Annotated in this window: 12 protein-coding genes; 3 read left to right on the plus strand and 9 right to left on the minus strand. The window is 52.4% G+C overall.

Annotation, left to right across the window (positions count from 1 at the left end; genetic code table 11):
* Positions 1–3: 3 nt before the first annotated feature.
* Positions 4–1,596, plus strand: coding sequence for a right-handed parallel beta-helix repeat-containing protein (locus M1136_07390; protein MCL5075457.1), 1,593 nt, complete (start codon positions 4–6; stop codon positions 1,594–1,596).
* Positions 1,597–1,657: 61 nt separating this feature from the next.
* Here M1136_07390 and plsY read toward each other — a convergent pair whose 3' ends face one another.
* Positions 1,658–2,320, minus strand: coding sequence for a glycerol-3-phosphate 1-O-acyltransferase PlsY (gene plsY, locus M1136_07395; GenBank protein ID MCL5075458.1), 663 nt, complete (start codon positions 2,318–2,320; stop codon positions 1,658–1,660).
* Between the two features lie 162 nt (positions 2,321–2,482).
* Between plsY and M1136_07400 the strand changes: the two genes are divergently transcribed.
* Positions 2,483–3,274, plus strand: coding sequence for a phosphatidate cytidylyltransferase (locus M1136_07400; GenBank protein MCL5075459.1), 792 nt, complete (start codon positions 2,483–2,485; stop codon positions 3,272–3,274).
* Between the two features lie 142 nt (positions 3,275–3,416).
* Entirely contained in the window at positions 3,417–5,672 is a 2,256-nt protein-coding gene (locus tag M1136_07405; protein MCL5075460.1) for a glycosyltransferase family 39 protein, read from the plus strand.
* 134 nt (positions 5,673–5,806) lie between these two features.
* Here M1136_07405 and M1136_07410 read toward each other — a convergent pair whose 3' ends face one another.
* From M1136_07410 to M1136_07445, 8 genes are all read right to left on the minus strand, one after another.
* Positions 5,807–6,484 carry a 1-acyl-sn-glycerol-3-phosphate acyltransferase gene (locus tag M1136_07410; GenBank protein MCL5075461.1) on the minus strand — a complete coding sequence of 226 codons (678 nt, stop codon included), beginning with the start codon at positions 6,482–6,484 and terminating at the stop codon, positions 5,807–5,809.
* Between the two features lie 117 nt (positions 6,485–6,601).
* Positions 6,602–7,123, minus strand: a complete 522-nt coding sequence (locus M1136_07415) for a hypothetical protein (protein MCL5075462.1) — start codon at positions 7,121–7,123, stop codon at positions 6,602–6,604.
* Positions 7,124–7,174: 51 nt separating this feature from the next.
* On the minus strand, positions 7,175–8,308 hold the full coding sequence (locus tag M1136_07420; GenBank protein MCL5075463.1) for a hypothetical protein: 1,134 nt from the start codon (positions 8,306–8,308) through the stop codon (positions 7,175–7,177).
* A gap of 128 nt (positions 8,309–8,436) precedes the next feature.
* Positions 8,437–8,829 (minus strand): hypothetical protein, encoded by a 393-nt coding sequence (locus tag M1136_07425; GenBank protein ID MCL5075464.1) that lies wholly within the window; start codon positions 8,827–8,829, stop codon positions 8,437–8,439.
* 2 nt (positions 8,830–8,831) lie between these two features.
* Positions 8,832–10,544 carry a cytochrome c3 family protein gene (locus tag M1136_07430; GenBank protein MCL5075465.1) on the minus strand — a complete coding sequence of 571 codons (1,713 nt, stop codon included), beginning with the start codon at positions 10,542–10,544 and terminating at the stop codon, positions 8,832–8,834.
* Positions 10,545–10,587: 43 nt separating this feature from the next.
* The gene (locus M1136_07435) at positions 10,588–11,136 is read right to left on the minus strand and encodes a NapC/NirT family cytochrome c (GenBank protein ID MCL5075466.1); all 549 of its coding nucleotides are present in this window, start codon (positions 11,134–11,136) and stop codon (positions 10,588–10,590) included.
* A 354-nt stretch (positions 11,137–11,490) separates the two neighbouring features.
* Positions 11,491–12,150, minus strand: coding sequence for a response regulator transcription factor (locus M1136_07440; protein MCL5075467.1), 660 nt, complete (start codon positions 12,148–12,150; stop codon positions 11,491–11,493).
* On the minus strand, positions 12,071–13,280 hold a 1,210-nt coding region (locus tag M1136_07445), incomplete at its 5' end, for a sensor histidine kinase (protein ID MCL5075468.1). The genes M1136_07440 and M1136_07445, both read right to left, overlap by 80 nt.

Genomic DNA, 13,280 nt, shown 5'->3' on the forward strand with positions numbered 1-13,280 from the left:
GAGGTGACTACCGTGAAGTATTTTTCCGGTTGGCTGACACCCAAATTTCCCCGCTTATTTGTCGTCCATTCCATGGCCATCCTTCTCACCTCTTCTCTGGCCCTTGCCCTCTTATTGATCCTTCTGTTTGGCCGAAGCGCTCGTCTATCTAGCGCAGCCGGGCCAACCTATGTCAAGGGCATCATTGCATCCGATACTACCTGGACAATGGCCTATAGTCCCTATATCGTCACCGGTAATATTATTATCAGCGATACTATCACTTATAAAGTGGTGACTCTTACCATCGAACCAGGGGTAACAGTGAAGTTCGATGGAGACTATTACATCAGGGTTGATGGCACGCTGAAGGCTATCGGCACGATTTATGACCACGTTACCTTCACCTCGAATAAGGTTAAGCCGGCCAAGGGGGATTGGGGCTATATCCGCTTTTCGGCAAACAGTACACCGGCGACCCTTGATGCCGATGGCCGCTATATTGACGGCTCTACTCTTCAATATGTGACCGCCGAATATGGTGGGATTGGTGGGGCAACAGTAAGATTGTTGGGTCACGCTGCCCCCTTCATCAGCCACAGTACCATAAGGTACAGCGCCGGCAGTGGGATCGAGGTGCAAACTGGCTCACCTGTGATAAGCAATAATACTATTAGCAGTCATGAGGATAACGGCATCAACGTAGTTGGTGGTGCACCTACTCTTAGCAGCAATGTTATCAGTGAGAATGGAAAGAACGGCATCCAGGTTAGCGCTGGTTCTCCCTTGATCAAGTACAATACCCTCAGCAGTAATCAGGGGGAAGGGCTCTATGTTGATTCTGGTTCGCCAAGTATTGCTAACAATATTATCCAAGATAATGTTCGTAGCGGTATCGGATTTCGGACTAACGATCCTACGAGGGGGGATGTGGTCACTGTTGATCACAATACTGTTGAGAGAAACACCTACGGCGGCATTAGGTGGTATACGCCAATAACGGAGCTAACGATAAGTAATAATACCATTCGCGGTAATCAAAGTGGATACGGTGGTGGCATTTTCCTCTGGCTCAGCTCTGGCTACTCCAGCAAGGTAACTGTCAGCAGTAATACGATCTCGGGCAATACGGCCACACTTGGGGGAGGTGGAGTGGCTATAAATGCCTCCCATACCTTCACGACAACGCTGCAAAATAACAGCATTCTCTACAACACTGCCCCATACGGGGGCGGAATTTATATTTTGACGGGGAATACAGTCATTACAGCCACTACATTGGTTAAGAATACCAACCTCGATAGCAAAGGTGGCAATATTCATCTGGCTAGTACTAGTGGACGACTTATCATCAACAATAGTAACTTAGCGGAGAACAATAACTGGGAGATTCGTAACGAGACGACGTCCGACATCGATGCCACCAATAACTACTGGGGAACAGCAGAGACAGCTACTATCGGCGAGCGTATCTATGATTTCTACGATGACTTCGATTTGGGAAAGGTGAACTACCAGCCCTTCCTGATCTCCCCAAGCGCGTCGGCACCGCTCTTGCCAACGTTGGTTAAGACCTTTCTGCCCATCACACTTAAGGAGTACGCCGCTGCCTGGTAACGATCCGGCGGAGATGGCCGCGTCTTCTATCTAGTAGAATAAGAGCGAAGCAAGATATATTCTACAGTTGAGGGGGCTTATGCACCAGGGTGACCAGCTTTGTTCTGACCCCGATCCTCCGCTCCCGGCCGGCGAGGATGCGCTGAATATTGTCGCGATGCTGGAAGAAGATCAGTCCAGCGGCCACCACAGCAAAAATAGCGTAGGCCGGCGGTTGATAGCCTAAGACTGTAAGTATGAGAAGAATAACAAGCGCTGCAGCCGTCCCACCCAACGAGCCCACGGAGGACATATCGGAGACGATGATCGACAGGATAGCCAGAGGAAAGGCGATGGCACAGGTAAGAGGAGAAATGATTACAAGACCCCCTAACGCAGTGGCCACGCCACGCCCACCGTACCCTTTAATATATAATGACCAGTTGTGGCCAACGATGGCCGCCAAGGCAGCCATCACCTCTCCCATTTCTATCGCCGGTCCAGCGGCGGATAAGAGCAGCCGAGCTAGTAAGACGCTGAGCAGCCCCTTTGCTACATCACTTAGGAGCACGAATAAGCCAGAGCCCCAACCAAGGGTACGCTGTACGTTTGTCGCACCTATTTTGCCACTGCCATACTGCCGAATATCGATCCCTTTTAGGAGCTTACCCAGGATCAGTCCGACAGGAATAGAGCCAATCAGGTAGGAGAGAACAACGATAGATAAGTAGGTTAACCAGATCAAGGTTGATCCTCACAACAGTGGAACTGGACTATTCTGGGAATGATACAGATAACTAACCACCGTTATGCAACGAAGCGCACCGACGCTGGCCCTCGGAACCAGGCTAACTTTCAAGCAAAGTATACACCGGGCGACTGGTGAGCGCAAGGAGATAAAAGGACTATGTTAAGACGTCGCCTTCTCAGCGCCTTGATCCTGATACCCGTTGTGGCCCTCTCGGCTTATATGGGTGGTATTATCCTCCTCACCCTTATCCTGGTTGTCGCGACGATCGCCGCCTATGAAATGGATCATATGTTACGGAATAATGGCTACCAGCCAGCCTTCGTTTTGGCTTTGCCACTGGCATTGTCCCTCATCTTCGATGCCTTTATCAGCGGAGGACTTCTTGCCCCTCTGGTGACGACAATGCTCCTTCTGACACTCATCTGGTTCTCTCTTCGTCCAGAGAATATCAGCGACGCATTGGTGGATTGGGCCCTGACTATCGCCGAGGTACTGTACGTTGGTTGGCTACTGCGTTACGCTGTTCTTATACCCAATCTGCCCAATGGACTGAGCTGGATAGCCTTGACCCTTCTGAGCACCTGGGGATGTGATACAGGGGCATACTGCGCTGGGAGGATGTTTGGACGTCATAAGCTGCTACCGGTCATCAGCCCGCAGAAAACCTGGGAAGGTGTTTATGGTGGGCTTCTCCTCTCTGTTATAGCTACATTATTAGTCGCCCAATTCATCTGGATGCCGCTGATTCACCGTGTCGTTCTTGGCATCTCCGTTGGGATAGCAGCTATCCTGGGCGATCTCGCTGAATCATGGCTGAAGCGAAGCGTCCATGCTAAAGATAGTGGTACCATCATCCCCGGTCACGGTGGATTATTGGATCGTATTGATAGTCTGTTATTTAGCATGCCAGTTGTCTATTACTACGCCACCTTAGTGCTCAAGGTCTAGCCATTTTATGTTATACTTCGCCATAAGTCCCTGGTTTTCCCGGGGCGGGTTATAAGCTGTATCTTGCTCCTTCCGCAGTCAGTTGAACCTTACCGTCGGTAGGGTATCACAGTGTCCTTATATTAGGTTTAGATGAGGGTTTATGGCCACAGAGGCGGCTAAAATGGGATATGGTCGATGGCTGGCCTTAATCTTAGTGGTCTTTGTAGCCTTGGGCCTCGTTTATAATATGACGGTGCCGATTTGGGAGGCACCAGATGAACCTGAGCACTTCTGGTACATCAGGTATCTAACGAAGGAGCGGACTTTACCCTCTAGCCCCCTTCCCTCCATTCAGATCAACCGGCGTGAGGAGAGCCGGCAGCCGCCGCTTTACTACCTACTGGGCGCCTTGGCTACCTTTTGGATTGATACTGACGATATAGCGCGCTTGAAGTCTAATCCATATGTAACATGGCCTGGGGCCCCGGAGGAATACAGCGTCGCTGTCCACACCGAAGATGAAGTATTTCCTTACCATAATCTACCCCTGGCTGTCCATATCGTTCGTCTTCTTTCCACGCTGATGGGAGCCATCACCATCGTTTGTACCTACTATATTGCCAAAGAGCTCTTTCCCACCGAGCCGCTTATACCTTTAGGAGCTGCGGCGCTGAACGCCTTTATCCCCGGTTATATCTTTATGCATGCCGCCGTCAATAATGACAACCTGATCGTCATGCTCTGTGCCCTGGCCCTACTCTTACTTATCAGGATTGCGAAGGGGGCTAGACAGGCGAAGATATTCCTGCTCCTTGGCCTTCTCATCGGTCTGGGATTGCTTACAAAGCAGAACGCCCTTTATTTGGCCGTCTTCACCTTCTTGGTTCTGGCCGCGCTGACCCTGCCGCGAGGTCGCTTCGGAGATTTTTGGCGATGGTGCGGCATCACTTTTGGCGTCGCCCTGACTCTCTCTAGTTGGTGGTATGTACGTAATGCCCTCTTCTATCGCGATGCTTTTCACGGCAACGTACCACCAGTAGATGTGGAGAAGGTGATGGGAAACCTGTTGTTACAAGATCGGGTAGCGGCCTTCAGTTGGTCGCTCTTCGAGTCCTTCTGGGGCGTCTTCGGCTGGCAGAACGTGTTTGTTCACCCTGTGGTCTATGTCGCTCTCGGTGTCCTATCAGTGGTAGCCACCATTGGCTTCCTGCTCTTTCTGGCCAGAGAGAGGGGGGAATCCCATATAAATGCGGCTGCTCGCTTAGGATTAATCACCCTATTTGGTTGGTGGGTCTTCGTCCTGGGGATGACGATGGTCAGGGATCTACTCACCTACAGCGCCTATGGGGAAGGCATAGAACACGGGCGTTACCTCTATCCGGCTATACCCGCCTTTGCCATCCTCTTTCAGCTCGGACTGAGGGAACTCTTTCGTTCTAAAGGTCGTGTCCTGATCGGCAGTATAGGGTTCGCTCTATTTCTGCTCAGCGCTGTCTCTCCTTTTCTTTATATACTTCCAGCGTATCCTCCACCTTTACCGATAATGTCGCGTCTCGATTTTCAAGCGATTGAGCACAATCATCGTGTCAAATTCGCCAATCAGATCGCGCTGCATGGCTATAGCCTGGATCGGCGCCAAGTCCAGCCAGGGCAAATGATCAAATTGACCCTGTACTGGGAGGCATTGGCTGATATAAATAAGGACTATATGATCTTCATCCATTTGTTGAATCGTAAGCAGGAGAAGGCAGGAGGGGTCGATGGGCCACCGGCGAGCAACCGCTATCCAACCAATGTCTGGCGCAAGGGAGATTTCATTCGCGATGTCCGTGAGATCACCATTCCCCTGGATACCTTGCCTGGCCAGTACTGGTTTGTACTTGGTTGCTATACCTTCCCCGACCTCACTCGGCTGAGGACTGTTAGCGGCTCAGACTATCCCGACCGAGCTGTCCTGGGCTGGATCAAGGTGCCTCTTCCAGCAGAGATAGCGTCGCCTAACTACAAGACAGAGGCCAATTTCGATAATAAGATCACTCTCCTGGGCTATTATCTTGGAAGAAAAGCGTTCCGGGCTGGCGAAATGCTATCTTTGACGCTCTACTGGCAGGCCAGAACGACCATCACTGATAACTATACCGTATTCGTCCACCTGTTAGACGAAAGGGAGAGGGTGGTTGCCCAGGTGGATGCTGAACCGAGAGAGGGATTATATCCTACCTCCATCTGGGAGAAAGGAGAAATAATCAACGATGAGTATAGCTTATTCATTGATCCAGCCACACCGCCGGGAAAGTACACCCTTGAAATTGGCCTCTACCTTTACCCTACATTGCAACGGTTGTCTATCCGTGATGATCAGGGCAATCACCGGGGGGATCGTCTCCTGGGCGAAGATATAAGCATTACTCGCTAGCCAATTATTAGATGGATTCTATCGAGCAAGCAGGTGTGGCATTTGTTGGGGAAGGTCAGTGGCTGATTTCCCGACCAGCACAAAGTAAGTCTTGAAAGGCTATTCCCGCTTAGATGATTCCGGCGTACGGATGCCTATTGGCGCAGTAGAATGGCAACTCGAGAGCGGATGATCTCGGTGCTCTGGTTCAAAATCCCTGGTGTTCGGGGTCGATCGTAGAACTGACTCAACTCAAAGGTGGGGCCAAATCTTACCTCCATTTTGGCCGGACGCGGGAGGATGGAACGCTTGGGCATGGCCCTATCCGTACCAACGATAGCCACTGGCAGGATAGGCACCTTCAGCTTAAGGGCGAAGTTGGCCACGCCCGTTCTAAAGGGGCGCATCTCGCCGCTGGTGCTGCGGGTACCTTCAGGAAAGATGCCTAGAATGCCACCCTGGCGAAGTACCTGGAAGGCCATTCGTGCCGCCTCGATGTCCTGTGTGGCCCGATCGAGCGGGATGGTGCCCAGATGCCGGAAGAGGAAGGAGAGCACAGGGATGCGGAACAATTCCTTCTTGGCCAAGAAGTTGATCGGACGGGGGCAGGCCAGGCCGAGAACAAGGGGATCCAGGGCGCTGAGGTGATTACTCACTAGGATTAAGGACCCGTGCTTGGGGACATTCTCTACGCCCTGGCAGCTCAAGCGGCAATAGAACCTAAAGAGCGGCGCAGCCAGCATTCTGACTAGAGAATAGCCCCATTTATGCGGTTGCCACTCCCTTGCGCCCTTCCGCGGAAGGGCTTGTTTGCTATAACCGGGTGCTGTCATTTGGCTCCGCCCCCTACGATTCATGTAGAAGTATAACACTAGGTGGGGAATAACAAAAGCAGGTAGGAGGCGAGATAACCCCCCATCCTACCTGCTTCACAAGCGATCTTTGCGCGATTAAGCCGGTCTTCGTCTCAGACCAAGATATAGACCGACTAAGGCGATCAGCGCGACCACAGCTACGACTATGGGCACAGTGAGCGGAACGTAATTGGCCCGAGCGGCCTCCTTTTCCTGGAGATCCTTCACCGTCTTCTCGAGCTGGGCAGCCTTCTCTTGAGCAGATTTGGCTGCGTCTTGCGCCCGTTTCACTGCTGTATCCTTCTCGGCTAATGCCTTCTCGGTCTCTGTCCCTGACGTCTGAGCCTTACTCGCCTCGGCCCGCAGTTTGACGATTTCGGCCTGCGCCGCATCGTAGAGCTGGCTGGCCATTCCTCCGACGAATTGACCAACAGTGCCGTTCGCCCGACTGACTAGAACGTCGATGTGGTTCCCCTTGCCTCTGGCCAGGTTAGCGGTTTTGCTGCCCTTGGAATCCTCAATGTGCCAGGCCTTAACGGCCGTGCCATTGAAGTCGTCAATGACGATCTTGAAGTAATTTTGCGGCCCAACAAACACGTTGTTGGTCTTATCGAGCACGATCTGGTCCTTATTCTCCAGTATCAGCTCGTTAAGCAGCCAACAGTGCGCTCAGGTGTCCGGTCGCAATAAGAACCTGGGATCATCTTTCCAGGGGGCAGCATTGTCGATCTTGAACACGCCAGTATAGCCGAGCAACGCCACCTTATCCCCCTTGAAGGGGTTGCGAAAGGCATCAAGCCCGACCTGGACATCGCCATGCTTTAAGATCAGCGTCTCACGCGCTACTGGATCCGAAGGCAGGAGGGTGAGCACCTGCTCGTTCAACGGACCAAGGGTCTTGCTTGCCAGAACCTTGTTGTCAGCTCCCAGGAGCTGCACTTCAGCCGTTTTAGCTCCGGCATCGACCTTGACCACTTTCACCTTGTACTGGCCAAGGTTAGCCATCTCGCCGGCGCCCAACGTCGCCTCGATGGGCTTATCAGCCGTGAGCGCCACCCAATCGATAGCGCCAGCGCCCCACTCCAGCACAGTGGACTGGGTCTTGCTGACCTCCTTGGCCACAAGATAGGTTAGCTCATTGACGGCCACGTTAGAGCCATGAAAGACGGTTGTCCACGACGCTGGATCGGGCGATAGCGCCCCCTCGGGGAACTTTGTGCCTTGGGCCAGTGTATGAGCTGATGTGACTGATGGATTGGTCGTCACTGGACCAAACGCCGCCCCGAAATAGTTACCTGAAGGCTTCAAGATTTTGAAGCTCGCCTCTGGAATCAGGCTGAAGAAGCTGGTCGAGATGGAGCATTCCAGGGCATGGCTGCCATCACCGTAGAGAGCCCGCTCACCCGGCTTCAGGGTGAAGTTCTTCTTGACGTCCAGGTGATTCCCCGTATCCACCAGCGTGTAAATCTTACCCAGGAGAAGGATAGGATCATTCAGGAGTGACCTACCCAGCGACACGCGGATGTCGTAGTATAGCCCGGCCGGTGGGATGATGATCTTACCATCCTTGACATGGCTTTGGCGAATGACCAGACCCTCCGGACCCACATTGACATCCCTGAGCAGGTTCTTGGCTGGGATGATCGGCAACCCTGGCATACTGACGACTACTGCTGCATCCTTCGCCGGTGGCTTCATCAGTACCGGCCCTTCAGCACTGGCCGGTAGGACAGGGTAAAGGACGAAGAGGGCCAGCAGACAAACGAACACGAGTAGATACCTAGTTTTTCTTGTACGCATCATTTTTCACCTCCTTTCCCGACAAATTTTTGAGAAATCGCTTCTCTTGAACCCCACATCAGGGCTTCGCTGCTTATCCCGCCTTAGGCGGGGTCCGACCTTTTGGTTGGCGATTTCCGCTGCAGCGTCGACTAGCATTCACATTCCTCCGCAGTGGGTGTAGGGGTCGCAGCTCCTCCGGAAGAGGGCGCTGCGCTGGGAGCAGTGGTTGGCGTGGCGGCTGCCTTAGGGGTGGGAGAGGGAGAAGTGATAGCCGGCATCGGCAGAGCCGTACCTGAGGGCTGCCCCACCGCTGCTGGCGCAGATTTTAAGGCTAGCAGCTTATTGTATTCTCGCACTAAGATGAGATAGCTATCCCTGATAGTGCTTAGCTGATTTTCGCAATCCGAGGCCTTTTGCGACTGATGTACCTGACTTGTGAGACCTCCGTAAACGATGCCTATTCCTGAGCCAGTCACCACGCCAAAGATGAAGACAACAGCCAAAAGCAGGGTGGTTTTCCCCTCCTTCATAAGTGTTTGCACGTTTACTTACCTCCCTTCCGTCCTGTCGTGTAGTACAACATCCCAACGAATCCTAACAGCCCAACCAAGAGCGATACAGTCACCTGGGCTACCCTGTTTTGTCCCTCCTTCTGTCCTATCACCTTCTCCAAAGAAAGGCGTAAATCCTTCGCCTTGACAGCTATCTGCGGCATCTTCACCTGCGCTGGGCCTGGGTTGCCGTGAAATTCATTGGAGACCTCCAGATACTCACTCCTAACTGCCTCGAATTGCGCTGCATATTGAGCCATATTGATCCCTGATTGAGCGGCCTTCTGGATAAGGTCCCTTGATTTCGAAATATCCTGGTTGGCCGCCATATATGCCAGCCTTGACCAATCAGCATTTGGGGGCAAGAAGGTAGCACCTCTCTTGGGGGTCTTCTCGTGGCAAGCAGCACAAACATCATCGTTCAAGGAGCTATGACAATCCGAACAGGTGGTATCCTTATGGACATCAGCCTTAAACTTTGCTAAGTCGATAACTATCTGGCCCACCACCTTTTCGTTCACAAAAGAAGCCTTGCCTCTCTGGTTGGTCCAGAACCCCACAAAGGGAGCCTCTCGCCCTACTCCCTGGATATAGACCTCCTTGTCCGTATGGCAACGCTCACAGGTCTGCGATTTACCGAAGCTATGACGCGTTTTTATGGCCCAGCCACCGACATCGGGAGCTATCCCTCCCCATTCCCAGGTCACAGGCGAGTGAGCAGCTGTGTGGACCTTGCCGGTTAAGGGGTTATTAGCCAGGAAGAATTTATCGTATGTTTTGACCGTCGCCTTGCCCTGATGACAGTCCCAACAGTTAGCGTACCATCCGGTATGGCAGGCCACACAATCGAGCGTCTTTTCGTGTACAACATGGGTTGTATTTTGCGGATCATATTGAGGAGCAATCACACTGACCGCTGTACGAACAAGACGTCTCGGATTATTATGACACTCCTCACAGGTGGGCTTAGGTGTCTCGTTGATAAAACTGACCGGTCGGCCTGTGCTGTGCACCTCCCGCTCTGTATGACAATCGAAGCACTCCAGTCCTGCCTGGGCCATGACACTTGGGCCATATTTGGTGTTGCCCGGCAGTCCCCCAAACGTTGTACTCGTTTGCCCATGGCAAGCGCCACAGACGGTCGATGCTGGTCGGGCCGTGAAGGCGTGCGACTCCGTTTCGGGCACTAAGTCCCCTCGCTCATTGGGTTTCTTGACATGGCAATCCGAACAATTGGCGTGGCAACTGCTACAATTTTTGAACTTCTCCATCCCTTTTTCCGTCCCCATCAGATCCACAAGGGCTACCTTGTGTCCTTCCAGGGTGGAGTGCAAGGATATGGCGTATCTGGCGGTGATATCTGGATGACAGCTGCCACAGGTATTTTTCACAAAGCGTGGATCGGAAGGATCTTTCATCGCTATGTCTATACACGCCTTTGGAGAATCCTCCCACTTATCACCCCCATGGCAGGTGGTACAGGCGAAGCGGCCATGTACATCTTTTTGATACTTTTCGATATCCACGTATACCTCTGCCCATCGCTTGCTTAATCCCTGCAATCTCTCTTTATTAGAATGGCAGTTCGCGCACAGGCCGCTCTCAGCCAGGGCAGTAGAGTAAGTGAGCAGGTTCAAGGTTACCCAACTCGCAACCACCAGAGCCCCAACTATAAGTATTCGACTGTATCTTCCCAATCTAGACATAACCTATCCCAAATCCCTATGGATGCCTTCGATAGCTGAGATTTTAACCACGAGTACGGCCTAGGACTGGTGCTTTCTTGTGACAGGTGATGCACTCGATGGAGACATCCTTCTGACTGTGGCACTGAATACAGTCCACCTCACTGGGGCTCTTGACCAGCAGTTTAGTATCCTTGTGAACGACTAAAGCGTGGCAACCGGTGCACTTCACCTCTTTCCTCAAATGCCGACCATGCACCATGACGATATCTCCTACTGTGTTTTTATTCTCAATCCCTTTATGGCAATCGAGGCATACGTCGTTCGTAACCTCAGCCTTGATGGGCTTGATGTACAGGTTCGTGAAATGCTTGTACACCTGTTCCAAGCCTGCCAGGTGTGTTTTGATCTCCCCAATTGTTCCTGGTTCGGAATGGCAACTCAGGCAATTCAAGCGGGCATGGCTGGAATGTTGCCAGGTCGTATGTAGTGAGGACATCTCATGACAACTCTGGCAAAAAGAGGGTGTGCCAGTATAGATAAAGGCCCCCACCGAGAAAAACAATAGTAGCGGGACGACGCTGATAAGGATTGTTGGTTTGATCTTCGACATTCCTACTCCGAGGCCGCAAAACTCCATCCCTAGTGTAAAGGCACGCCTCGGAAAGAAGGAATAGGTAAAAGATTCTAATATCTAATTACGGGTTATCTAATTTCGAATAGCTGTGTTACCTAAATCGATAATGGGGGTTACAAGGGGACATAGCCCCCTCGGCAGGGTTTTTGGACGGATGTGCCCCAAAATACAAAAAGACCGCCGAGCCGCCTTGATGGGGAGTGCAGGGGGCGAAGCCCTCCTGCCGGGGGTCAGAGGGGGTGTCCCCCTCTATTCAACAAAAGCCCGCAGGGCTACCTTGAACCCCCTGCGGGGGTTTGGGGGAGATCTTCAGTCTTAATCTATGAATACCTATGAATCCAAATCTATGAGCCCGAAACGTAGGGCCTGTTTCACTAGCTCGCTGCGATTGTGGGTGCCCAGTTTGGCATAGATGTTAGCCCGATGACACATAACCGTTTTCTTGCTCAGGCAGAGAAGCTCGGCGATCTCCTGGCTTGTGCGACCATCAGCCACCAGCTTCAAGATCTCCCGTTCGCGCTCAGTAAGCCGGGTTTGATCAGCCTCAGCTATAGCCATTGTCTGAGGTTGACGATAGTTCCGCAGCACCTCTTTAGCCACGGCTGGGGGCAGAAAGCACTCACCCTGGTGTACTGTTCGTATGGCGGTGACCAATTCAACCCCAACTGTCCGCTTTAAGACATAGCCTGCTGCCCCAGCCTTAAGTACAGGAAGAATATAGCGCTGGTTATCGTGTTGACTCAAAACCAGCACCTTGACCCTTGGCTCCCTCTTGATGATACGCCGGGTAGCCTCTAGGCCATCCATTCCTGGCATGGCCATATCCATCACGACTATATCCGGTCTACACTTTTGCAGAGCAACGATGGCCTCTCGACCATCGGCCGCCTCTCCTACAACCTCGATATCCTCATAGAGGGCGAGAAGAGCCCGTAGTCCTTCCCTCAGTATGGCGTGATCGTCGACCAGCAATACCCTTATTTTCCCCATTCGATGGTTCCATCCCACTGATCGGTATCTCAACTACCAGGCGGGTTCCCTCGCCAGGCTTCGAGTGAATTGACAACGTGCCTCCGAAGAGGTCTACTCGCTCCTTCATACCAAGAAGTCCGAAGGCCTGGTTTCTTTTCCGCTGACCTAGCACCTGGTCTACAGCGAAGCCACAACCATCATCCTCGATGTCTATGACCACTGCTGATTCCTTGAATTCCAAACTGATACTGACATTCTCGGCCCGGGCATGCTTGGCGATGTTGGTGATAGCCTCTTGGGTGAGCCTGAAGATCACCGTTTCCAGCTCCGAAGGGAGTCTCTTTTCGACCCCTGCTGTCTCCAATTCTACCCGGATACCGCTAGCTTTCAAACGACTCTCGGCGTACCAATCTATAGCAGGGATAAGCCCCAGATCGTCCAGGAGGCTGGGGCGAAGGTCTAAGATCATCCGTTGTACTTCGCCCAACATGCCACTTACCAATGATTTGGTGGCCACCAGGCGGGCCTTCACGTCATCTGCCTTAGAGGCCGGGGCCATGATAGCTGCCTCTAAGGCAACAGATAGGGCAGTCAGAACCTGACTCATCTCATCGTGCAGCTCTCTGGCAATCCTCCGTCGCTCTTCCTCTTGGGCAACAATAATCTTGCGGAGAAGTTCACTGCGGGCTTGTTCTTTACTTTGTAACATCTGGTTCACACTTACCAGCTGCCTTTGCGATTCCTCCAGCTCTTTAGTTCTCTGTTGTACCCTCTGTTCCAGTTGCTCTGTCCATCTCTGGATCTCCTCCAGAGATTTTTCTAATCTGGCTCGCATAATTTCAAAGGAGTGGGCCAGGGTGAGTAGCTCGTCTCCGCCTATGGATGGTATGGGTGGGAGGGATAGGGAGAGGTCCCCCTCAGCGATTCTCTGGCAAGCGACCGTAAGGGTGCGGATGGGCTTGACCACACTACGGGTAAGTAACCAGGCACTAAGTATGGCCAGGATAAAGGCGCTGATACCGAATAAGAGCACCCTCTGTTGCAGAGCGTCACTATAAGCAAATGCCTCCTCCCTTGATTGTCGTACGGCGACGCCCCATGGGGCAGAGGTGAGTGGAGCGAAGGCCAGTACCTCCTCTCGCCTTTCC

This window comes from Chloroflexota bacterium, from assembly GCA_023475225.1.
GTDB lineage: Bacteria > Chloroflexota > UBA6077 > FW602-bin22 > JAMCVK01 > JAMCVK01.